The following is a 22,319-nucleotide window of genomic DNA, read 5'->3' as shown; positions in this document are numbered from 1 at the left end:
GGAGCAGGACGTGAAGAGCTACATCGTCGGCGTCGGGATGACGAAGTTCGAGAAGCCCGAGTCGAGGGACTGGCAGTACTGGGACATGGCGAAGGAGGCCGGTTCGCGGGCTCTCGCCGACGCCGGGATCGCCTACGAGCAGGTGGAGCAGGTCCCCGTCGGCTACTGCTTCCAGGCATCGACGGCGGGCCAGCGGGCCGCGTACGAACTCGGCCTGACCGGCATCCCCGTCTACAACGTCAACAACAACTGCGCGACCGCGTCGACGGCGCTGATGATGGCGCGGCAGTTCGTCGAGGGCGGCGTCAGTGACTGTGTACTCGCGCTCGGCTTCGAGAAGATGGCCCGCGGGGCGCTCGGGGCCGGGTCGGACGGCGGGGACTTCGCCACGTCACCCGTCGCCCGGCACTACGGAGTCATGGCCGCCGCCCACGGCTTCGAGATGTCCCCGCCCACCGCCCAGATCTTCGGCAATGCCGCCCGCGAGCACATGGAGCGGTACGGCACCACCGAGGCGCAGCTCGCCGCCGTCGGCGCCAAGAACCACAAGCACTCGGCGGCCAACCCCAACGCCCAGTTCCAGGACGTCTACTCGGTCGACGAGATCCTCGCCGCGAAGACGATCCACCGGCCGCTGACCAAGCTCCAGTGCTCGCCGACATCCGACGGTTCGGCCGCGGCGGTCGTCGTCTCCGAGCGCTTCGTCGTCCAGCACGGCCTCCACGACAAGGCCGTGGAGATCGCGGCCCAGTCGATGACCACCGACACCGGCGAATCCTTCGCGTCCGGCTCCTGCATCGACGTCGTCGGCAAGCCGATGTCCCGCGCGGCCGGTCAGCAGGTCTTCGGGAGTTCCGGGCTCGGCATCGAGGACGTCGACGTCGTGGAGCTGCACGACTGCTTCTCCATCAATGAGCTGCTCACCTACGAGGCGCTGGGCATGTGCGCGGACGGCGAGTCCGGAAAGCTGGTGGAGAGCGGGGCGACGACCTACGGCGGACGCTGGGTGGTCAACCCGTCGGGCGGCCTGATCTCCAAGGGGCATCCGCTGGGCGCCACCGGACTGGCCCAAGCGGCCGAGCTGGTCTGGCAGCTGAGGGGCGAGGCGGGTCCGCGGCAGGTGGACGGGGCGCGGGTCGGGCTCGCGCACAACATCGGGCTCGGCGGGGCCGCGGTGGTCACACTGCTGCGAAGGTCCTAGGTCCGGCGGGCCCCCGGTCCGTACATCGATTTCCCGATGTACGGACCGCCGGGCGGCTGCGACCATGACCGTCATGGCCCAAGCCCCATCAGACGTCGAGCAGTCCCTCATACCGGCATCCGCCGCCCGGTCCTCGCGTACCTGGGCGGTGATTCTCGCCGCGTGCGCCGGCCAGTTCCTTGTCGTCCTCGACGTGTCCGTGGTCAATGTCGCGCTCCCCTCGATGCGCGCCGACCTCGGGCTCTCCACGACCGGCCTGCAGTGGGTCCTCAACGCGTACTCCATCGCCTTCGCCGGCTTCATGCTGCTCGGCGGCCGGGCCGCGGACATCTTCGGCCGCAAGCGGATGTTCCTCGTCGGGCTCGGCCTGTTCACCGCCGCGTCCGTCGCGGGCGGGCTCGCACAGGAGGGCTGGCAGCTGCTCGCCGCCCGCGCCGTACAGGGCCTCGGTGCGGCCGTCCTCGCTCCGGCGACCCTCACCATCCTGACGGCGGCCGTGCCGCCGGGTCCCGCGCGGACCCGGGCGATCGGCACCTGGTCGGCGGTGGGCGCGGCGGGCGGTGCGGCCGGCGGGCTCGTCGGCGGCGCCCTCACCGATCTGCTGTCCTGGCGCTGGGTGTTGCTGATCAATGTGCCGGTCGGTGCGCTGGTGCTGGTGGGCGCGGCGATCTGGCTCACCGAGAGCCGGGCGGGCGACGGCCGTCGGCTCGACCTGCCGGGCGCGGTGCTGGTCACAGGCGGCCTCGCGGCGGTCGCCTACGGCATCGTGCAGACCGAGGAGTCGGGCTGGACCGCGCCCGCCACGCTGCTGCCGCTGCTCTGCGGGCTTGCGGTGCTCGGGGTCTTCGTGGCGGTGGAGGCGCGGACCGGAGCGCCGCTGATGCCGCTGCAGGTGTTCCGGTCGCGGGCGGTCTCCGCGGCGAATGTGGCCATGCTGGTCTGCGGTTCGGCGTCCTTCGCGATGTGGTTCTTCATGACGGTGTACGCGCAGAATGTGCTGGACTACACGCCGTTCCGGGCGGGCCTGGCACTCATCCCCAGCTCGCTGAGCGTCATCGTCGGCTCGAAGCTCGCACCCCGGCTGATGGCGAAGGCCGGCGCCAGGAACGTCGCCGTCATCGGCGCGCTGGTCGCCGCGACCGGATTCGGCTGGCAGTCCACGATGACCGCCGACGGCACGTATCTCACCTCGATCCTCGGCCCCGGCATCCTGATGATGGCCGGCGTCGGACTCGCCGCGACGCCGCTCGCCTCGCTCGCCACATCGGGCGCGGCACCGGGCGACGCGGGCCTGGTCTCGGGACTGATCAACACCTCGCGCACGATGGGCGGCGCGCTGGGCCTGGCCGTTCTGTCCACGGTCGCGGCGGCGCGCACGGCGGGCGGCACCAACCCGGAGGCGCTGACGGCCGGTTATGCGCTGGCGTTCCGTACGGGGACGGGGGTGCTGGTGGCGGCGGCGGTGCTGATGCTGTTCTGGCTGCCGCGCCGGGCACACTCAAGCCCCGCCGGCGATTGAGGCGCCGGGGGTTCCGGGGGCGGAGCCCGGTTACAGCCAGCCCTGCCGGCGTGCCGCCCGTACCGCCTCCATGCGGTTGCGTGTGCCCGTCTTGCCGATCGCGGACGACAGATAGTTCCGTACGGTCGACTCGGACAGATGCAGGGCCGCCGCTATGTCGGAGACCGTCGCTCCGTCCACCGAGGCGTTCAGCGCATCCCGTTCACGCGCGGTGAGCGGACTCGGCCCCGCACTCAGCGCCGCCGCGGCCAGCGCCGGGTCGATCACGGTCTCCCCGGTCAGCACCCGCCGGATCGCCGCGGCCAGCTCTTCGACGGGCCCGTCCTTGACCAGGAATCCGGCGGCCCCGGCCTCCATCGCCCGGCGCAGATAGCCGGGCCGGCCGAAGGTGGTGAGGATCAGCACCCGGCAGTCGGGAACCTCCTCCCGCAGATCGGCTGCCGCGTCGAGGCCGCTGCGCCCCGGCAGTTCGATGTCCAGCAGCGCCACATCGGGTCGCGAGGCGAGCGCGGCATCGACGATGGTGTCGCCACGGCCGACCTGCGACACCACCTCGATGTCCTCCTCGAGCCCCAGCAGCAGTGCGAGTGCGCCGCGCATCATGCCCTGGTCCTCGGCGAGGAGGACGCGTACGGACTTGGCGGGCCGGTGATTCCGGGGCATCTCTTCCACGGCGTAAGGGTATGTCCGACCAGGGCTCATTCGACCTGCGCCGGTTCCGCCCGGTGTTCCGCTTCCGGTTCCGCCTGCCGTTCCTGCCGGCGTTCCTGCTGCTGTTCGCGCTGCTGTTCGCGCTGCTGTTCCTGCGGTGCGTCCACGGGGAGTTCCGCCCGGACCCGGAAGCCGCCCCGCGGCGACGGGCCCGCCGCCAAGGAGCCGCCCGAGGCCGAGAGGCGTTCCGTCAGGCCCTTCAGGCCCGTGCCGCCGAGGGTGGGGGCGGCATCGTCGACGGGGGAGCCGCGGCCGTCGTCGGTGATCGTGAGGCGGACCCGGTCCGGGGCGCCCTCCAGAGTGATCTCGCAGTGGGCCGCGCCACTGTGGCGTATCGCATTGGTCACCGCCTCGCGGACCACCCAGCCCAGCAGCGCCGCCGTCTGCGGTTCGAGCGGCGGGCCCGACTGGCGGACCACCGGCTCGATGCCTGCCGCCGTCAGCGCCGAGCGGGCCCGGTCCAGTTCGGTGGCGAGGCTGCCCTCGCGGTAGCCGGTCACCGCCTCGCGTATCTCGGTGAGGGCCTGGCGGCCCACCGACTCGATGTCCGTGATCTGGATGATCGCGGCGTCCATGTCGCGCGGGGCGAGGCGGCGCGCGGCCTCCGACTTGACCACGATCACCGACAGCGTGTGGCCGAGCAGATCGTGCAGATCGCGGGAGAAGCGCAGCCGCTCCTTCTCGACGGCGGTACGGGCCAGCTCCTGCCGGGTGTCCCGGAGTTCCCGCACGGTCTCGGACAGGGCGAGGATCGCGGCGGTCACCATGCCGGAGATGAACGTCCCGTACGCGACATTGACCGCACCCCAGCCGTCCCGCACCCCGGCGATCACCCCGGCCAGGGCGCTCAGCCCCAGCACGGTGGGGCCGAGCCGCCGCCCCCGTACGACCGAGCCGACGGCCAGGCCGAGGAGCGGGAAGAAGAGCAGCCAGCTGCCGCCGTACCCGATGGCGAGCCCACAGGTGACCGCGGTCATCGCCACCAGCAGCCAGCGGGTGGAGCGCGCCTCCCGTGCCTCCTTGATGAAGGCGCGGAATACCACGGAGATGTAGAGGGAGTTGAAGACCAGCAGACCGATGCCGCCGATCCAGGGGTTGGGGGTCTTGCCCTGGAGGAGGTTGGAGAAGGCGCCCATCCCCATCAGCAGCCACGGCAGCATGGCGAAGCCGTTGGGCGGGCCCATCTCCTCGGCCCCTCGCGGCCCGGCCTTCCTGCGAGTCCGCCATGCGGCCTTCTGTCCGCACCAGTCGGCCTTCCAGGCGTCCATCCGCGCGGTGTACCCGGCGTACCAGTCGCTCTTCCCGCGCATCGTCGCTCCCGTCATGCCGTCCTCGCGGCCCGACGGTATGAGATCACCGCGTAGGAGCCGAACACCAGCAGCCAGCCCAGCAGCACCGTCACCGTGGTGAGGCCGGGCGCATGGCCCAGTGTCGTCGACCAGCCCAGGTCCGCGAAGCGGTTGGCCGGGGTGTACTGCGACAGCGAGCGCAGCCAGCCGGGGAACAGGTCCACCGGGAACCACAGTCCGCCGACGACCGCGAGCCCCAGATTGCAGGCCATGTTCACCACGCCCGTCGTCTGCGCGGACAGCCGGTAGCCGTTGCCGAGCCCCAGCAGCGTGAAGGGGAGTGCGCCGAGCCAGAGCAGCACGCTGAGCGCCACCCACTGCCAGGCATCCAGCCGTACGCCGTTGAGCAGACCGCCGGCCGCGAGGACGGCGACGATCGCGGGCAGCACGGTCACCGAGCCGGTGAGGGCGCGGCCGGTGACGACCTGGCGCGGGCTCATCGGCGTGATCCGCAGCTGCCGCAGCCAGCCGAGTGCCTTGTCCTCGGCCACCCCTCCGCCGGTGGACAGGGCCGCGCCGAGCGCTCCGTACGCCGCCATGCCGACCATGGAGGCGGTCTTCCACTCGGCGGCGTTCTCGCCGAGGTTGGTGAAGAGCAGGTACATCATCACCGGCATCCCGATACCGAAGATGACGAATCCGGTGTCGCGCAGCGTGCGGCGTACTTCCAGCTTGAGGTAGGCGATGATCATCGGGCTGTCTCCAGTTCGGGCGAGGCCGAGGTGAGGGCGAGGAAGGCGTCTTCGAGCGAGACCGGGGCGACTTCGAGGCCACGGATCGCGCCCAGTTCGGCGAGTGCGACGACCGTCGCGTCGGAGTCGTCCGTACGCAGCCGGGCACGGTCGCCCCGTACCTCCACGGAGACGACGCAGGGGAGCAGGGTGAGCCCTTCGGTGCTCCGGCCCGCCAGGTCGAAGGAGACGAGATTGCCGCCGGCCGAGCGCTTGAGCTGCTCGCTCGTGCCGTCGGCGACGATCCGGCCGTGGTCGACGACGACGATCCGGTCGGCGTTGTCATCGGCCTCCTCCAGGTAGTGGGTGGAGAAGAGCACGGTGTTGCCGCGCTCGGCATAGCCGCGCATCGACTTCCAGAAGGCGTGCCGCGCCTCGACGTCGAGTGCCGCGGTCGGCTCGTCGAGGATGATCAGCTCCGGGTTGCCGGCCAGCGCGACGGCGAAGCGGACGCGCTGGACCTGGCCGCCGGAGAGCCGGTCGGCGCGGCGGTCCGCGAGCTCGGTGAGCCCGGCCAGTTCCAGCGCCTCAGCGACGGGCAGCGGCCGCGGGTAGGTGGCGGCCACGAAGGTGACCACTTCGCGCACGGTCACCCGGGGGATCGGGCGGCCGTCCTGGAGCATCGCGCCGACGCGGCCGGCGGTGACCGCGTGCTCGGGGGCGCGGCCGAAGAGCCGGACCCGGCCGGCGTCGGGGTCGTTCAGGCCGAGCATCAGGCTGATGGCGGTGGACTTGCCGGCGCCGTTGCGGCCGAGCAGGGCGACCGTCTCGCCGCGCCGGATGTCGAGGTCGATGCCGTCGACGGCGCGCACCTCGCCGAAGACCTTGGCCGCCCCCGCGAAGCTCACCGCCGCCTCGCTGTCTGTTGTCTGCAACTGCGTCTGCGTCATGTGGATCACGCTACGGAGCGTGCACAGGGTCCCGGCAGGTGCGCATGTACGGACTCGGCAGTGACAAATGTCCTGGGTGGGCCGCACTTCTGACATGGCGTCAGCAGTCTTCACAAGTGTTGGGGCCTGCGTTATACATAGGGGCCATCGGCCTAGAACGCGTTCTAGAACGGGCGTCGGGGCCGGTCCCGTACGACCTCGGTGCGGCCGACGGTGCGGACGGCCGCGCCGAGGTCTTCCACTCCTCAAGGAGCAGCATCCTCATGCCCATTGATGCCGCCAAGGCCGTCGCCGCCGAACCCCGCAGCGTCGAGATCGGCTGGGACCACAAGGACGTCCTGCTCTACCACCTCGGCCTCGGCGCGGGCTCCTTCCAAGGCAGTCCGGGACCCGCCACCGACCCCGACGAACTGCGCTACACCCTCGAGTCGAAGCTGCATGTGCTGCCCAGCTTCGCCACCGTCGCCGGCGCGGGCAAGGGCGTCATCGGCGGGCTCACCGGACCCGGTCTCGACATCAACCTGGCATCCGTACTGCACGGCGGACAGTCCGTCGAGGTCCACCGCCCGATCCCGGTCGAAGGCAGGGCCGTCTCGACCTCCCGGATCGCGGCGGTCCACGACAAGGGAAAGGCCGCGATCCTCGTCCTGCGCTCCGAAGCGGCCGACGACGAGGGCCCGCTGTGGACCAGCGACGCCCAGATCTTCGTACGCGGAGAGGGCGGCTTCGGCGGCGACCGCGGCCCCTCCCGGCGCATCGAACTCCCCGCCCGCGCCCCGGACAGGACCGTGGAGCGCACCATCCGCGAGGACCAGGCGCTGCTCTACCGGCTCTCCGGCGACTTCAACCCGCTGCACGCGGACCCCGAGTTCGCCAAGCTCGCCGGCTTCGACCGGCCGATCCTGCACGGGCTCTGCTCGTACGGCATGACGCTCAAGGCGGTCGTCGACACGATGCTCGGCGGGGACGTCACCCGCATCCGCTCGTACACCACACGCTTCGCCGGGGTGGTCTTTCCCGGCGAGACCCTGCGCATCAGGATGTGGCGCTGCGCCGAGGGCACAGCCCGCGTCCAGGTGTCGGTCACGGCCGTCGAGAGGGACGACGCGCCGGTCCTCGCCGACACCATCGTCGATCACTCCTGAGCCGATCACCTGAGCCGATCACCTGAGCCGATCACCTGAGCCGATCACCTGAGCCGATCACCTGAGTCGATTACTCCTGAAGGGAGCCGCACCGTGCGCGCAGCCGTACTGCACGAGACAGGGCAGGACAAGCTCGAAGTCCTCGACGACATCGAGGCGGTGGGCTTCGGCCCCGGAAAGGTCAAGATCCGGGTCCGGGCCACCGGACTGTGCCACTCCGACGTCTCCGCGATGAACGGCGTGCTGCCGCAGCCGGCGCCCTTCGTCCCGGGCCACGAGGGCGCCGGCGAGATCATCGACGTCGGCGACGGCGTGAACGGCCTCCAGCAGGGCGACCGGGTGCTGCTGTGCTGGCTTCCCGCGTGCGGAGTCTGTCCCGCCTGCAAGCGCGGCCAGACCCAGCTCTGTCTCGCCGGCTTCATGAACGCGGGCACGCCCAACTTCAGGCGTGCCGGCGCAAGTCCTTCCGAAGTGTTCGGCTTCGCGGGCACCGGCACCTTCGCCGAGGAGGTAGTCGTCGACGCCGGCTGCGCCGTACCGATCCCCGACGATGTGCCGTTCGACATCGCCGCGCTGATCGGCTGCGGAGTGACCACGGGTCTCGGCGCGGCCGTCAACACCGCGGATGTGGCGGTGGGTTCCTCGGTCGCCGTCATCGGCTGCGGCGGCGTCGGCATCTCCGCCATCCAAGGCGCCAGACTCAAGGGCGCGGCGCAGATCGTCGCCGTCGACCCGGTCGCGAGCCGACGTGCGGCCGCCCTCACCTTCGGTGCCACCGAGGCCGTTTCGCCCGACGAGCTGGCCGACGCCAAGCAGCGCATCACCGCCGGCGAGGGCTTCGACTACGTCTTCGAGGTCGTCGGCAAGTCGGCGACGGCCCGCATCGCGTACGAGACGACCCGGCGCGGCGGCACCCTGTGCATCGTCGGCGCGGGCGCCATGGACGACTTCCTCCAGCTCAATATGTTCGAGCTGTTCTTCGACGAGAAGCGGATCCTGCCGTCCATGTACGGGGGCGGGGACGTACTCACCTCGTACGAGCGGGCCATCGCCCTGTGGCGGGCGGGCCGGATCGACCTCGAAGGGCTGATCACCCACCGGGTGCAGCTCGCGGAGATCAATGACGCGTTGGCCCAGATGCGTACGGGCGAGGCGCTGCGTACCTGCATCGAAATCTGAGAGGAACCGGATGTCTCTGCCACTCGACGGCCTGTCCGCGATCGTCACCGGGGCGGGTCGCGGTCTCGGCCGCGCGGAAGCCCTGGAACTGGCCGGGCTCGGCGCGAGCGTCGTCGTCAACGACTTCGGCCTGCCGGGCCGCGACGGCTCCGGCGACACCTCGGCCGCACCGGCCGATGAAGTCGCCGCCGAGATCCGGGCGGCGGGCGGCTCCGCCGTGGCCCACCAGGGGGACGTCTCCGACTTCGGGCAGGCCCGCGAGCTCGTCCAACTGGCCGTCTCCCGCTACGGAAAGCTCGACATCCTGGTCAACAACGCGGGCATCCTGCGCGACCGGATGGTCTTCTCCATGAGCGAGGAGGAGTGGGACTCGGTCATACGGGTCCACCTCAAGGGCCACTTCAACACCACCCACTTCGCGGCGGTCCACTGGCGCGAGCGCTCCAAGACGGCGGGCGGCCCGGTCTACGGCCGGATCGTCAACACGTCGTCGGAGGCGTTTCTCGCCGGCTCCGCGGGCCAGCCGAACTACGCGGCGGCGAAGGGCGGCATCGTCGGCCTCACCACGTCCACGGCGCTGGCGCTGGGCAAGTACGGAGTGACGGCCAATGTGATCTGCCCGCGCGCCAGGACCCGTATGACGGAGGACGTCTTCGCGGGCTTCGCGGAACCGGTGGACGGCGGGCTCGACCCGCTGGCGCCGGAACATGTCGCCCCGCTGGTGGGATATCTGGTTTCTCCGGCAGCGGCGAAGGTCAACGGCCAGCTGCTCGTTGTGCACGGCGGAATGGTGGCGATCGTCGAACGGCCCAGGGTGGCAGCGAAGTTCGACACGTCCAAGGAGGCGTTCAGCTACGACGAGCTGGACGGGCTCCTCACCCCGCACTATGCGGACCGGCCGTCGAACGAGACATTCGCGGCGGCGGAAGTGCTGGGTCTCAAGCACGGGTGACCAGGGCCGTCCGGTGACCAGGGCCGTCCGGTGGCCGGGGCCGTCCGGTGGCCGGCTTGTCCTCAATCGCCGGACGGGCTCGGGTTCAGCCCCTCCGGCGATCGAGGAGCGCGGTCCGGGGCGGAGCCCCACGTGTCCGCGTCAGACCGCGCTGCCCACCTCCCCGGGCCGGCGGTGCCGCCCGTGCGCCGGAGTCGCAGAGTCCTCCGTCGTGGCCGCACCACCCCGGTGCTTTCCGGCGCCGCCGGCCTCGGCCTGGACGGCGGCCGCACCGTGCGGACGCTCCTGGGTCGTGTCGGTTCGGGCTTGAGACATGTGGGAAGTCACCCCGTCGTGATCGCTGAATTACGTGTCGCAGGGCCCCCGCCCACACCTAAAAACCCCGTCACCGCCGGCGTCCGGTCGGTGCGGCTGAGCAGCCCGGCCCGAGAATTTAATCAGGGGCCGTACGCCCGGTGAGAGGCGCCTGCTGCAAAGGAACCGGCTTGCACACAACAGGAGTCCCGGCGCCCTCGGACGGTTCCCCACCTGCGCATTCCGGTTGTGCCGGTTCTGTGATCACCTCGGGCTGCGTGGTCACATCCGGTACGAAGGTGTCCGTGGGCCCGTCGATCCGCGCCACTCCGCACGGCACCGCCCCGGTCGCGTACGGCAGTTGCAGCACCCCCTCCCGGCTCCACAGCCCGGCACCCGCCAACCACCCCTCCGGCGCGGCAAGTTGATGCAACCGTCGCCCCGCTGGGCGCCACAGGCCGAGCCAGCTCCCCGCCGCCCCGTCGATCCGCAGCGCCACCGCGCAGCTCTCCGGCATCAGCGCCTGTCCGGGCTGCACGGCGAACGGCGTCACCGCGCAGTCCGCGAGCCGCAGACATTCCGGGAAGCGCACCGGCCGCAGACTTCCCAGCACCCCCCAGCCGAGCCGGCCGTGGCCCGGTGCGTTCGAGCGGATCAGCAGCAGTCCGCTGTCCGGCTCCGCCAGCAGCAGCCGGTCGTCGCTCTCCTCGGTGATCTGCAGCAGCGGCGTCACCTCCCCGCCCCGCTCCAGGTCGACCGCCACCGCCTTGACCGGGCCGTCGTCCCACTGCCGGTCCAGGGCGAGCATCCGCCCCGTACGGTCCAGCCAGACCCCGCCCGAGCAGCGCCCCGGCACCTCGGCGACCAACTCGGGTCCGAACGCGCCGCCCGCCACCAGCCAGACCGCGGTGGACTTCGCGCCGGGTGCCAAGGCGTAGGCGGACACGCCGTCCGGCGACGGCGGCAGCAGCGTGAGCTCCGCCGACTCGATCCAGCCCAGCGGCAGTTCACCCGTCCCCGGCCCCGTCGGATACAGCAGCGAGAAGGCATGCGTGCCCGCCACCCGCCGCCGGATCAGCACCCGCCCGTCGGTCAGCGGCAGCACCTCCGCGTCGCGCTCCTCCGGCTGGCCGAGCGGCAGTGGCACCGCATACGGCTCGGGTCCGTCGAGCGTCCACCGCTCCGGGAACAGGGCCTCGCCGTCCCCGGCCAGCCGGGCCGCGTAGGTCCCGTCCGCAGTGATCGTGAACCCCGTACTCCCCACAGCTCCGTTGGCGGTCTCGATGGCACAGGCTGTCATCGGCACGTCACCTCCGGTGACTGAAGCTAGGTATCCTCTCTATGCCGGACAACATCGAGACCGCCCACTTCACACATAAGGGTGGCCGGGCCGGGATTCGCCTGAGGGGCAGGGGGCGACTGTGCTCAGCGGGATGGCGGTGCTCAGAGTGAGGCACGCCTGAGTGCTGCGCGGACAAGGTCCTCGAGTTCCCCGGCCCGTAGTCGATCAAGCGCCGGCAGCGGTCGAACAGGCCTCCCAGGCCGATGGGGCACCGAGCGCGGGTAACCTGTTCTCGTGCCCCGTCTGTCTGAAGTCCTCACCGCGCTCGACGCCCTGTGGCCCCCCGAGCGGGCCGCGGAGTGGGACGCCGTCGGCACGGTCTGCGGGGAACCGGAAGCCCAGGTCAGCCGGGTCCTGTTCGCCGTGGACCCGGTGCAGGAGATCGCCGACGAGGCGATCGAGCTCGGCGCCCAGCTGATCGTCACGCACCACCCGCTCTATGTGCGCGGTACGACGACGGTCGCTGCCTCCACCTTCAAGGGCCGCGTCGTGCACACGCTGATCAAGCACGACATCGCCCTGCATGTCGCGCACACCAACGCGGACACCGCCGACCCCGGGGTCTCCGACGCCCTCGCGGGCGCGCTCGACCTCCGGGTCGTACGCCCTCTGGTGCCGGACGCCACGGATCCGAGCGGTCACCGCGGCCTCGGCCGGATCTGCGAGCTCGACCATCCCGAGACACTGCGCGAGTTCGCCGCCCGCGCGGCGAAGCGACTGCCGCCCACCGCGCAGGGCATCCGCGTCGCCGGCGATCCGGACGCACTCGTCCGTACCGTCGCGGTCAGCGGCGGCTCCGGCGACAGCCTCTTCGACCAGGTGCGGGCCGCGGGCGTGGATGCGTTCCTCACCGCCGACCTGCGCCACCACCCGGCCTCCGAAGCCACGCAGCACTCGTCCCTCGGGCTGGTCGACGCCGCCCACTGGGCCACCGAATGGCCCTGGTGCGAGCAGGCCGCCGCACAGCTCGACGAGATTTCCGACCGGCACGGCTGGGGCCTCAGGGTCCACGTCTCGCACACGGTCACCGACCCCTGGTCCGCCCACCACTCTTCTCCTGGAGCCCCCAACTGAACGCCGCGCCCGCCGACCAGATCCGACTCCTCGACGTCCAGGCCCTCGACGTACGACTGTCGCAGCTCGCCCACAAGACCAAGTCGCTGCCCGAGCACGCCGAGATCGAGTCGCTCAACAAGGACCTCACGCAGCTGCGCGACCTACTGGTCGCCGCGCAGACCGAGGAGAGCGACACCGCCCGCGAGCAGACCAAGGCGGAGCAGGACGTCGATCAGGTGCGCCAGCGCGCCGTACGCGACCAGCAGCGCCTCGACTCGGGCGCGGTCACCTCGCCCAAGGACCTGGAGAACCTGCAGCGCGAGATCGTCTCGCTCGCCAAGCGCCAGGGTGACCTGGAGGACGTCGTCCTCGAGATCATGGAGCGCCGTGAGTCCGCGCAGGAACGTGTCTCCGAGCTGACCGAGCGGGTTTCCGCCGTCCAGGCCAAGGCCGACGACGCGACCGCGCGCCGGGACGCCGCGCAGGAGGAGATCGACCGCGAGGTCGCCTCGGTCACCAAGGAGCGCGAGGTCGTGGGAGGTTCCGTACCGGCCGATCTGCTGAAGCTGTACGAGAAGCTGCGCGTCCAGCAGGGCGGGGTGGGCGCGGCCCGCCTCTACCAGCGCCGTTGCGAGGGCTGCCAGTTGGAGCTCAACATCACCGAGGTGAACGAGGTCAAGGCTGCGTCGCCGGACACCGTGCTGCGCTGCGAGAACTGCCGCCGCATCCTGGTCCGCACCGCAGAGTCGGGCCTGTAATGCGGGAGTTCGTCGTCGAGGCCGACGGCGGCTCCCGGGGGAATCCGGGCCCGGCCGGCTACGGCGCGGTCGTGCTCGACCCGAAGTCGGGCGAGCCCCTGGCCGAGGTGGCCGAGTACATCGGTGTGGCGACGAACAACGTCGCCGAGTACAAGGGCCTGATCGCGGGGCTGAAGGCCGCGAAGGCCCTCGACCCCGGGGCCTCGGTCCGGGTCCGGATGGACTCCAAGCTGGTCGTCGAGCAGATGTCGGGCCGCTGGAAGATCAAGCACCCGGACATGAAGCCGCTGGCGGCAGAGGCCGCGCGGATCCTGCCGTCCGGCCAGGTGACGTACGAGTGGATCCCGCGCGAGAAGAACAAGCACGCGGACCGGCTGGCCAACGAGGCGATGGACGCGGGCAAAAAGGGCAAGCAGTGGGAGCCGTCGCGCTCCACGGCGGCCCTGGACACGCTTGACGCGCGGGACGCGGAAGCGGCGCGAGTGGTGGGCGACGCGGCCGCCGGCGCGGCGAAGGCGAGGGCGGCGCTGGCGGGCGGCGGGTCGGCGAGTGCGGGTCGTGCGGAGTCCTCCGTCGGGGCCGGGCTCTCGGGTGCGGGTCGTGCGGAGTCTTCCGTCGGGGCCGGGCTCTCGGGTGCGGGTCGTGCGGAGTCTTCCGTCGGGGCCGGAGCCGCCGCGAGCAGCGAAGCCGCGCCGACGGCCCCGCCGGTCGGCTGGGGCCCCGCCGACCTCGGCGCACCGGCCACCTTTGTCCTCCTGCGCCACGGCGAGACGCCTCTCACCCCCGAGAAGCGTTTCTCGGGCAGCGGCGGCAGCGACCCCTCACTGTCCCCGGTGGGCCTGCGCCAGGCCGACGCGGTCGCGGCCGCACTCGCGGCGCGCGGCACGATCGAGGAGATCGTCAGCTCCCCGCTGAAGCGCTGTCGCGAGACCGCGGAGGCGGTCGCGGCCCGCCTGAACCTCGATGTCCGTATCGAGGAGGGTCTGCGCGAGGCGGACTTCGGCGCGTGGGAGGGCCTGACGTTCGCGGAGGTGCAGGAGCGGTACGGCGACGATCTGACAGCCTGGCTGGCCTCGCCGAAGGCGACCCCCTCGGGCGGCGGCGAGAGCTTCGCGACGGTGGCCCGCCGCGTCGCGGCAACCCGCGACAAGCTGCTCGCGCGCTATGCGGGCCGCACGGTGCTGCTGGTCACGCACGTCGCCCCGGTCAAAACCTTCGTCCGGCTGGCCCTGGGCGCTCCGCCGGAGTCCTTGTTCCGGATGGAGCTCTCGGCGGCGTCGATCTCGGTGGTGGCGTACTACTCGGACGGAACCGCGTCGCTGCGCCTGCTCAACGACACGTCTCACCTGCGCTGACGCGATGACCTGGTATCTGACCGAGGACGTCGAGGAGTTCCGCCGCGCCGCCGGCGACTGCCTGGCGCGGGACTCCGTCCTCTGCACCGCGCTGCTCACCGTGAGCGAGATGGTGCGGCGGCACGGCCCGCACGCGTACGAGGACGCGGAACCCGCTCGGTTCGGTTGGTGGCGGGAGACCGACGACGCACCCGTGGACGCCGCGTTCCTGCAGACGCCGCCGCGGCCGCCGCTGCTCGGCCCGATGCGGGAACCCCTCGCCCGTGCGCTGGCGCGGAAGTTGCGCGCGGCAGGGGTAGCGCTCAGTGGCGTGAAAGGCGGGGACGGCAGCACACAGGCCTTCGCCGACGAGTGGACGGGCGGAGGCGGCTGGACCGCCGCCACGCGGCTGCGGCTCTTCCGGCTCGGTGAGCTGACGCCGCAGCAGCCCCCGCCGCCCGGCCGCGCCCGGCAGGCCATCGCCGACGACATCCCGGCCGCCGCCGCCTGGATGAAGAGGTTCGCCGCCGACATAGGTGAGACGTCCGACGCGGACTACACACAGAACATCTCGCGCCGCGTCGCCGACGGATGCCTGTATTTCTGGGAGACCGACGACGGACAGCCGGTTTCCATGGCCGCCCGCTCGCCGATCGTCGCGGGACAGTCCCGGGTCTCGCCCGTCTACACCCCGGCCGAGCTCCGCGGACGCGGATACGCCGGCGCGGTCACCGCCGCCGTCAGCCGCGCCGCGCTCGAGGCGGGTGCGGAACAGGTCCTGCTCTTCGCGGACCAGGCCAACCCCACCAGCAACGCCCTCTACCAGCGCCTCGGTTACCGCCCGCTGGCCGACTTCGTCGACGTGGACTTCGTGGACGCGGACCTTGTGGACGCGGACCTCGTCGATGTGGACCTCGGCTGAACTCAGCCGCGCAGCGCGGCCGCTCCGGCCGCCAGGTTCTCGACCCGTGCCCAGTCCTTGGCAGCGATCGCGTCGGCGGGCAGCATCCACGTACCGCCCACACACCCCACGTTCCGCAGTGCCAGATACGACGGTGCCGAAGCGGACGAGATCCCGCCCGTCGGGCAGAAGCGGGCCTGCGGAAGCGGCCCGGCGAGGGACCTGAGATACGGCGTGCCGCCGGCCGCCTCCGCCGGGAAGAACTTCATCTCGCTCACTGAGCGCTCCAGCAGCGCCACGACCTCCGAGGTCGTCGAGACACCGGGCAGGAACGGCACGCCGGACGCCTTCATCGCGTCCAGCAGCCGTTCCGTCCACCCGGGGCTGACCAGGAACCGCGCGCCGGCCTCCACCGCCGCGTCCACACCCTCCGACGAGATCACCGTGCCCGCGCCGACCACCGCCTCCGGCACCCCGTCCGCGATCGAGCGGATCGCGTCGAGCGCGGCCGGCGTGCGCAGCGTCACCTCGATCGCCGGCAGACCCCCGGCGACCAGGGCCCGTGCGAGCGGTATGGCATCGGCGACGTCGTCGATGACGACGACGGGTACGACAGGCGCGAGGTCCAGTACGGAGGTCATGGCCCCATCCTGCCGGTCCCACTGCGCACCCCGCAACGACCGTTGCACACAGTGCAACGCGTTAGTGAATCTGGGTGACCACCACATCCAGCGCCCACGCCCGCCCAGCCCTGGCCGGAGCCTGCGCCTCCACCACGTACCCGAGATCCCGCAGAGTCTCCACCAGCTCGCCCGGCCCCGCCGGCTTCGCGCCCGTCATCAGCAGGTCCCGTACCAGCCGGCCCTTCGTCGCCTTGTTGAAGTGGCTGACCACCGAGCGCTTCTCGACCCCGTCGACCAGCTGCGAGTGCAGCACCCGCACCGTCGCCGTACGCCCCGCCACCTCGCCCTGCGGCTTCCATGCCGCCGTGTACGCCGAGGACCGCAGATCCAGCACCAGCCCGTTGCCCGCCGCCTCCGGCAGCACGGACGCCATCTGCCCGCGCCAGTACGCCCCCAGCGCGCCGAGCCCCGGCAGCTTCACGCCCATCGAGCAGCGGTACGACGGAATCCGGTCGCCGACCCGCACCGCGCCCCACAGCCCCGAGAACACCAGCAGCGACTGCCGGGCCCGCCGCCGCGCGTCCGGCTCCAGGGTCGCCAGACCGAGCGCGTCGTACAGCACGCCCGTGTAGATCTCCCCGGCCGGCCGGGTGCCCGCGGTCCGCAGCTCCACGTTCTTCGCGATCTCGCCGCGCAGACCCTCGCTCAGCCCCAGCACCTCCCGCGCTTTCTCCTCGTCGGCGGCGCACAGTTCGACCAGTTCGTCCAGCACCGCGGCGCGCGCCCCGGCAAGACCCGGCAGCGACAGCGACTCCGGCTTCAGCGGAGCCCCGCGCCCGGAAGCGGCCTTACCCTCCGACGGCGGCAACAGCACGAGCACGGCAGGTCTCCTTCGTACGTACGGGGGCGGGGGGTGCGGCCCCCGCGCCAGCCTACGGTCATCCGGGTGCCGTCCGACTCCGCCCGCCATACGCTCGGTCCATGCCCCGCCGCCATATGCACATGACCGGCGCAGCCGAAGCTCCGCTGCGGGCCGCACTGCGTGAGCTGCGTACCACGCTCGACGTGCCCGAGGGCTTCCCGGCCGAGGTCCTTGCCGAGGCGGAGTCCGCCGCCAAGGCGCCGCGCCTGCCGGACCACGACGCCACCGACATCCCGTTCTTCACCATCGACCCGCCGGGCTCCGTCGACCTCGACCAGGCGATGCACCTCGCCTCCCGCCGCGACGGCGGCTTCCGCGTCCATTACGCGATCGCCGACGTCGCCGCCTTCGTCACCCCCGGCGGCGCGATCGACGCCGAGGCCCACCGCCGGGTGCAGACCCTCTACTTCCCGGACGAGAAGGTCCCCCTGCACCCGGCCGTGCTCTCCGAGGGCGCGGCCAGTCTGCTGCCCGACCGGACCGCGCCGGCGCTGCTCTGGCGGATCGACCTCGACGCCGAGGGCCGTACCGTCACGACCGAGGTGCGCCGCGCGCTCGTACGCAGCCGGGTCAGGCTGGACTACGAGGATGTGCAGCGGCAGATCGACGCGGGCACCGCCGAGGAGCCGTTGGGGCTGCTCAAGGACATCGGGCTGCTGCGCGAGGCGCTGGAGCGCGAGCGCGGCGGCATCTCGCTGAACGTCCCGGAGCAGGAGGTCGTCGAGCGGGACGGCGCATACTTCCTCGAATACCGTGCCCCGCTCCCGGCCGACGCCTGGAACGCCCAGATCTCCCTGCTCACCGGGATGGCCGCGGCCGACCTCATGACGGCGTCGGGCACCGGCATCCTGCGCACCCTGCCCACCGCCCCGGTCGGCGCGGTGGCGAGGCTGCGCCGCTGCGCGAAGGCCCTGGGCATCGACTGGCCGCACCATGTCTCGTACGCCGAAGTGGTCCGCTCCCTCGACCCGCACAACGCCCGCCATGCCGCCTTCCTCCAGGAGTGCACGACGCTGCTGCGCGGCGCGGGCTACGCCGCCTTCTCGGGCGGCGAGCTGCCCTCGCCCGCGCTCCACGCCGCCGTGGCCGACGAGTACACGCACTGCACCGCGCCGCTGCGGCGGCTCGTCGACCGGTACGCGGGCGAGCTGTGCGTGGCGGCGGTGGCCGGGCAGGCGCCCCCGGAGTGGGTGACGGCGGCGCTGGACAAGCTGCCGCAGGAGATGGCGGAGGGCTCCCGACGCGCCAACACGGTGGAGCGGGAGTGCGTCGACCTCGTCGAGGCAGCGCTGCTGAGGGAGCGGGTCGGCGAGATCTTCGACGCCTTCGTGGTGGATGTGAAGGAGCACGAGCCGGCCGTCGGGACGATCCATCTGGCGGACCCGGCGGTGGTGGCCAGGATCGACGGCGGCGGCGAGAAGCTTCCGCTGGGGGAGCGTGTACGGGCCCGGCTCACGCAGGCCGACCCGGGGACGGCGAAGGTGCTGTTCGCGCTCGCGTGAGCACGGCGACGAGCGCTTTCGGGTCATCGGCGTGCCGATCGTCCGGGCGCCGGTCCTCGCGGGTCTGTGCGGTCGGCTCGCCCGCACCTCGTACGATCGCGCCTTCGGCTACGGACTCCGAACCAGGAAAGGCTTCCAGCATGCCTGACTCCCCCCGTGCGCAGCAGATCATCGCCGCGGCCCGCGAACTGCTCGAGCAGGAAGGCCCGGAAGCCCTCACCATGCGCCGTCTCGCCGAGCGGGTCGGCATCAAGGCCCCGTCCCTCTACAAGCACTTCCCGGACAAGTCCTCGGTCGAGACTGCCCTGATCGCCGAAGCCCTCCGCGAGAGCGCCGAGGTCCTCGAGGCCGCGGAGGCCGCGACCCCCGGCTCCTTCCAGGCCCTGGCCACCGCCTACCGCGCCTACGCCCTGGCCCACCCGCACCTCTACCGCCTCGCCACCGACCGCCCGCTCGCCCGCGAGGCCCTGCCCGCGGGCGTGGAGGACCGTGCCGCGGCCCCCCTCATCCGCGCGGTCGGCGGCGACGCGGACACCGCCCGCGCGGCCTGGGCCTTCGCCCACGGCATGACCATCCTCGAACTGAACGGCCGCTTCCCGCCGGGCGCCGACCTCGCGGCGGCCTGGACCACCGGCTCCGCGGGCTTCGTCCCCGCACACGCCAGGTAACATGGCCGGCACGGCAGACGAGCCGGGCGGACGGCCGCGTGAGGATCTTCTGGATCTTCCCGAGGAACGTCCGGGCTCCACAGGGCAAGGTGGTGGGTAACGCCCACCCGGGGTGACCCGCGGGACAGTGCCACAGAAAACAGACCGCCGAGGACCTCGGTCCTCGGTAAGGGTGAAACGGTGGTGTAAGAGACCACCAGCGCCTGAGGTGACTCAGGCGGCTAGGTAAACCCCACTTGGAGCAAGGTCAAGAGGGGCCGCCGTAAAAAGCGGCCCTGCGCGGACGTTCGAGGGCTGCCCGCCCGAGTCCGCGGGTAGACCGCACGAGACCGGCGGCAACGCCGGTCCTAGATGGATGGCCGTCTCCCCGGCCGCCGCGAGGCGACCGGGCGACAGAACCCGGCGTACAGCCCGACTCGTCTGCCACACCGCTCCGGCCCCGGTCCTTGGGAGAGTGGTCACGGGCCTTGACCGCTCGGCGGATCCGCGCGTTCACCGATTCGATCGCATTGGTCGTGCTGACGATCCGGCAGATCTCGGTGTCGAAGCGGAGGAACGGCGTATGAACTCCTTCGCGGCAAGGACGCGACCGACGAGGAGTGACAGGCCCTGGCCCGTACGGCCGGACAGGATGACCCCGGGGTATGGCCAGGAGGAACGTCCGGCGGTGCAGCCAGTGCGCTGCCCGGCTGGCCGAGGGCAGCAGGCGGTTGCGCCGGTACTGCTTGGCGGCCCGCCGAGTCGGACGATGCTGCGAAGGCGGCGGTCGGCCCGCGTTCTGGCAGACCGAAGCCACTTAGCGCAGTACGGCCGCCAGCAGGTCGGCGCCCAGCGCCGTCAGATCGGGCAGCTTGAGGGTGTAACGGACGTAACGACCGTGCCGCCGGGCCGTGAGCAGGCCCGCGCGGCGCAGGACAGCGAGGTGGCGGGAAACCTCCGGGGGCGAAAGTTCCCAGACGTGGGCCAGCTCAGCGGTGGTGTGCGGGCCGCGGGCCAGGGTGCGCAGCAGCCGCAGCCGTACCGGATGTGCGAGTGCCTCCAGCCGTAGTGTGACCGTTTCCAGCGATACCGGCTCCGATGGACTCGGCTCGGCCACGGGGTACTGCACCACCGGCCGCCACCCGGGCGCGTGGACCGCCACCAGGTGCGGGCTGCCGAAGACACTGGGGATGAAGGTGACCCCGGTGCCGTGGGCGGCGGTCGCCTTGTCCTGCAGCTTGTCCACGATGATGCAGTCGCCGTCCGGTGCCAGGGTGACTGCGTCGGAGACCGATGCCAGTGCCGCCCCGATGCCCCGGCGCTTCAGCAGGTCGTTCTTCAGGCGCAGGTCGGTGGCGAGCTGCACCGCGACGCCCGCCCAGGCGGCGTCGAAGAAGGCCTCGGCGCACTGTTCGAGGGTGTCGCGCACGCGCGCCCGCACAGCGGCCGGGTCCGCGAGCAGCCGTTCCGCGAAAGCCTCTTGCAGCGTGCCGCGGGCCTGTGCCAGGTCCAGGGCCCGCTCGCGCGCAGTCGCGTCGGTGAGCGGCGACCGGGCGGCAAAGTGGACCCGGTTGCTGCCGCACGTGGTGACGAGCGCGGCGGTCACATACGTTTCGTCGTCGATCCGGTCCACGTCGTCCAACTCCTCGGCGAGGGTCGGCCGAGGTCGGGCGGGGATCAGGAAGTCGGCTTGTGAGGAACGCCAGAGGAACTCCGCCTCCCGCAACCGCTCGGCCAGCTCCGGCCGCAGCCCGGCCCAGACATCGCCGGCCCAGCCGGCGAGCTGCGGATGATGCCCGGGTTCAGCCAGCACGTGCAGCATCGCGGTCAGCTCGGCCAGCGGGGAGGCGGCGAACCGCAGTCGCTCGGACGGCAGGCCGCTGATGTCGATCCTCAACGTCATCCCCTCAGCATCCCTGACCGGATGACCGGCGACGGCGTCGGTTGACGGTGTCCGTCAACCGACGTAGCCGGCCCTGCGGCCGAACGCACCGTTGACGCCATGCCAACCATCACCAAGATCCAGCCCCGCGCCCTCGTCCGTGCCTCCGGAGGCCCCCGCTATGCCGTCGCCCTGGCCGTGGACGCGCTCGGCACCGGCCTGCTGCGGCCCTTTCTGCTGCTCTACGGGGTGACGGTGCTGAGGCTGTCCGCGCCGGCCACCGGCATTGCCATGACGGTCGGCGTCGTGGTGAGTCTGGTGTGCATGCCCGCGGTGGGCCGATGGCTGGACCGGGGCGCACGCAGCACGGTCGTGGCAGCGTCGATGCTGGTGCGGGTGCTGGGCGTGGCGCTGCTGCTGGCCACCCCGGCGGGGCACGTCTGGCTGTTCGCGACGGCGGCGCTCTTCCTCGGCATCGGCAACCAGGCATGGCCGGCCGCCCACGCAGCTCTCGTGGCCACGGTCGCCCACGGCCGGGAACGCGACACCGCTCTCGCGGGAGGCCGCGCCCTGCGCAACGCCGGCCTGGGCGCGGGCGCGCTCCTCGCCACCGCATGCCTGGCGGGCGGTACCGCCGCATTGCAGGCGCTGGCAGCCGTCACCGGGCTCGCCTATCTCACTGCGGCGGCCTTGGCGTGGTCCGTCCACCTACATGCGCATCCGGACGCTGCCCCGGCCATGGACAGGGCCGACGGGCCAGCACCCCGGATGCGCGCGCTGCTGGCCGCCAACGTGGTCTACGTCTTCTGCCTCAACGTCCCCGAAATCGCGCTCCCTCTGGTCCTGGTGACACAGTTGCACGCATCCCCGGTGTGGTCGGCAGCCATCTTCGTGGCCAACACGGTGCTGGTGGTCACCCTGCAGGTTCCGGTCACCGTCCTGATGTCCCGCTTCTCCCGGCGGACCGTGCTGGCTCTCGCCGGCGTGGTACTCACCGCGTCCTACCTCGGCTTCCTCGCGGCCACCTCACTGGGACACGGCTGGGGTGCCCCGGCCGTCGCCGTGGTGTCCGTGGTCTGCACTATCGGCGAGATCATCTACGCCGGCAGCGCCACCGCGCTCGTCACCGCCCTCGCCCCGGCCCATGTCCTGGGACGCACCCTCGCCCGCTTCGAGCTCTCCACGGGCTTCGGCCTCGCCGTCTCCCCGGCGGTCATCACGGCCCTCGCACCCCACGGCTCGGCCGCCCTCTGGGGCAGCCTCGCCGCTGCGACGCTCCTCTCCGCCTCCGCCGTTGCCGCTGAGAAGGACCAAGGAACGCGGCTCAGCGGTTGCTGCCGCCGGGCGTGAGCAGGCTCGTGAGCTCGGCAATCGCCCCTGG

21 protein-coding genes, 1 other RNA gene and 1 pseudogene are annotated in these 22,319 nt (G+C 71.9%); 13 read left to right on the top strand and 10 right to left on the bottom strand.

Annotation, left to right across the window (positions count from 1 at the left end; translation table 11 throughout):
* Positions 1-10 precede the first annotated feature (10 nt).
* Positions 11-1,201, top strand: a complete 1,191-nt coding sequence (locus OG735_RS12680) for a lipid-transfer protein (RefSeq protein WP_327323269.1) — start codon at positions 11-13, stop codon at positions 1,199-1,201.
* Positions 1,202-1,274: 73 nt separating this feature from the next.
* A complete protein-coding gene (locus tag OG735_RS12675) occupies positions 1,275-2,720 on the top strand; it encodes an MFS transporter (protein ID WP_327323268.1) in 1,446 nt (481 codons plus the stop codon).
* 30 nt (positions 2,721-2,750) lie between these two features.
* On the opposite strand, the gene OG735_RS12670 is transcribed toward OG735_RS12675, so the two are convergent.
* The 4 genes from OG735_RS12670 to OG735_RS12655 are packed head-to-tail and all read right to left on the bottom strand — an operon-like array spanning position 2,751 to position 6,401.
* Complete coding sequence (locus OG735_RS12670; protein WP_327328294.1) at positions 2,751-3,383, bottom strand: response regulator transcription factor; 633 nt, start codon at positions 3,381-3,383, stop codon at positions 2,751-2,753.
* A 35-nt stretch (positions 3,384-3,418) separates the two neighbouring features.
* On the bottom strand, positions 3,419-4,741 hold the full coding sequence (locus OG735_RS12665) for a sensor histidine kinase (RefSeq protein ID WP_442812415.1): 1,323 nt from the start codon (positions 4,739-4,741) through the stop codon (positions 3,419-3,421).
* Positions 4,742-4,752: 11 nt separating this feature from the next.
* Positions 4,753-5,472, bottom strand: a complete 720-nt coding sequence (locus OG735_RS12660) for an ABC transporter permease (RefSeq protein ID WP_442812414.1) — start codon at positions 5,470-5,472, stop codon at positions 4,753-4,755.
* Positions 5,469-6,401, bottom strand: coding sequence for an ABC transporter ATP-binding protein (locus OG735_RS12655; RefSeq protein WP_327323267.1), 933 nt, complete (start codon positions 6,399-6,401; stop codon positions 5,469-5,471). The genes OG735_RS12660 and OG735_RS12655 overlap by 4 nt, the downstream gene beginning before the upstream one ends.
* 263 nt (positions 6,402-6,664) lie before the next feature.
* Between OG735_RS12655 and OG735_RS12650 the strand changes: the two genes are divergently transcribed.
* The 3 genes from OG735_RS12650 to OG735_RS12640 all read left to right on the top strand — a co-directional run bounded on the left by OG735_RS12650 (position 6,665) and on the right by OG735_RS12640 (position 9,677).
* Positions 6,665-7,546 (top strand): MaoC/PaaZ C-terminal domain-containing protein, encoded by an 882-nt coding sequence (locus tag OG735_RS12650; protein ID WP_327323266.1) that lies wholly within the window; start codon positions 6,665-6,667, stop codon positions 7,544-7,546.
* A gap of 93 nt (positions 7,547-7,639) precedes the next feature.
* Positions 7,640-8,725, top strand: a complete 1,086-nt coding sequence (locus OG735_RS12645; RefSeq protein WP_327323265.1) for a Zn-dependent alcohol dehydrogenase — start codon at positions 7,640-7,642, stop codon at positions 8,723-8,725.
* Between the two features lie 10 nt (positions 8,726-8,735).
* A complete protein-coding gene (locus tag OG735_RS12640) occupies positions 8,736-9,677 on the top strand; it encodes a 3-oxoacyl-ACP reductase (protein WP_327323264.1) in 942 nt (313 codons plus the stop codon).
* Between the two features lie 141 nt (positions 9,678-9,818).
* Here the strand turns inward: OG735_RS12640 and OG735_RS12635 are convergent, their stop codons facing one another.
* Both OG735_RS12635 and OG735_RS12630 read right to left on the bottom strand, forming a co-directional pair.
* Positions 9,819-9,992 carry a hypothetical protein gene (locus OG735_RS12635; RefSeq protein WP_327323263.1) on the bottom strand — a complete coding sequence of 58 codons (174 nt, stop codon included), beginning with the start codon at positions 9,990-9,992 and terminating at the stop codon, positions 9,819-9,821.
* A 118-nt stretch (positions 9,993-10,110) separates the two neighbouring features.
* A complete protein-coding gene (locus tag OG735_RS12630) occupies positions 10,111-11,271 on the bottom strand; it encodes a hypothetical protein (RefSeq protein WP_327323262.1) in 1,161 nt (386 codons plus the stop codon).
* Between the two features lie 276 nt (positions 11,272-11,547).
* On the opposite strand from OG735_RS12630, the gene OG735_RS12625 reads away from it, so the two are divergent.
* From OG735_RS12625 to OG735_RS12610, 4 genes are read left to right on the top strand one after another with little or no spacing between them, the layout of a single operon-like run.
* Positions 11,548-12,387 (top strand): Nif3-like dinuclear metal center hexameric protein, encoded by an 840-nt coding sequence (locus tag OG735_RS12625; RefSeq protein ID WP_327323261.1) that lies wholly within the window; start codon positions 11,548-11,550, stop codon positions 12,385-12,387.
* Positions 12,384-13,127, top strand: a complete 744-nt coding sequence (locus OG735_RS12620) for a zinc ribbon domain-containing protein (RefSeq protein WP_327328291.1) — start codon at positions 12,384-12,386, stop codon at positions 13,125-13,127. Before OG735_RS12625 ends, OG735_RS12620 begins: the two co-directional genes overlap by 4 nt.
* Positions 13,127-14,482, top strand: a complete 1,356-nt coding sequence (locus tag OG735_RS12615) for a bifunctional RNase H/acid phosphatase (protein ID WP_327323260.1) — start codon at positions 13,127-13,129, stop codon at positions 14,480-14,482. Before OG735_RS12620 ends, OG735_RS12615 begins: the two co-directional genes overlap by 1 nt.
* A gap of 4 nt (positions 14,483-14,486) precedes the next feature.
* Positions 14,487-15,383, top strand: a complete 897-nt coding sequence (locus OG735_RS12610) for a GNAT family N-acetyltransferase (RefSeq protein WP_327323259.1) — start codon at positions 14,487-14,489, stop codon at positions 15,381-15,383.
* A 2-nt stretch (positions 15,384-15,385) separates the two neighbouring features.
* Here OG735_RS12610 and eda read toward each other — a convergent pair whose 3' ends face one another.
* A complete protein-coding gene (gene eda / locus OG735_RS12605; RefSeq protein WP_327323258.1) occupies positions 15,386-16,003 on the bottom strand; it encodes a bifunctional 4-hydroxy-2-oxoglutarate aldolase/2-dehydro-3-deoxy-phosphogluconate aldolase in 618 nt (205 codons plus the stop codon).
* A 61-nt stretch (positions 16,004-16,064) separates the two neighbouring features.
* Complete coding sequence (yaaA, locus tag OG735_RS12600; RefSeq protein ID WP_327323257.1) at positions 16,065-16,865, bottom strand: peroxide stress protein YaaA; 801 nt, start codon at positions 16,863-16,865, stop codon at positions 16,065-16,067.
* A gap of 101 nt (positions 16,866-16,966) precedes the next feature.
* On the opposite strand from yaaA, the gene OG735_RS12595 reads away from it, so the two are divergent.
* From OG735_RS12595 to rnpB, 3 genes are all read left to right on the top strand, one after another.
* Positions 16,967-18,409: an RNB domain-containing ribonuclease gene (locus tag OG735_RS12595; protein WP_327323256.1), complete on the top strand. Its 1,443-nt coding sequence runs from the start codon at positions 16,967-16,969 to the stop codon at positions 18,407-18,409.
* A 140-nt stretch (positions 18,410-18,549) separates the two neighbouring features.
* Positions 18,550-19,077 carry a TetR/AcrR family transcriptional regulator gene (locus OG735_RS12590; RefSeq protein ID WP_327323255.1) on the top strand — a complete coding sequence of 176 codons (528 nt, stop codon included), beginning with the start codon at positions 18,550-18,552 and terminating at the stop codon, positions 19,075-19,077.
* Positions 19,078-19,095: 18 nt separating this feature from the next.
* Positions 19,096-19,500, top strand: an RNA gene (gene rnpB / locus OG735_RS12585) — RNase P RNA component class A.
* Between the two features lie 16 nt (positions 19,501-19,516).
* On the opposite strand, the pseudogene OG735_RS12580 reads toward rnpB, so the two are convergent.
* A pseudogene (locus OG735_RS12580) lies at positions 19,517-19,636 on the bottom strand (transposase); the annotation flags it as partial.
* A gap of 237 nt (positions 19,637-19,873) precedes the next feature.
* The gene (locus OG735_RS12575) at positions 19,874-20,959 is read right to left on the bottom strand and encodes a helix-turn-helix domain-containing protein (RefSeq protein ID WP_327323253.1); all 1,086 of its coding nucleotides are present in this window, start codon (positions 20,957-20,959) and stop codon (positions 19,874-19,876) included.
* Positions 20,960-21,058: 99 nt separating this feature from the next.
* On the opposite strand from OG735_RS12575, the gene OG735_RS12570 reads away from it, so the two are divergent.
* A complete protein-coding gene (locus OG735_RS12570; RefSeq protein ID WP_327323252.1) occupies positions 21,059-22,288 on the top strand; it encodes an MFS transporter in 1,230 nt (409 codons plus the stop codon).
* Positions 22,289-22,319 lie beyond the last annotated feature (31 nt).

The sequence above is a fragment of the Streptomyces sp. NBC_01210 genome, assembly GCF_036010325.1.
Classification (GTDB): Bacteria; Actinomycetota; Actinomycetes; order Streptomycetales; family Streptomycetaceae; genus Streptomyces.
Note: the sequence above shows the minus strand (reverse complement) of the source record. Positions and strands in the feature narration are given on the sequence as shown.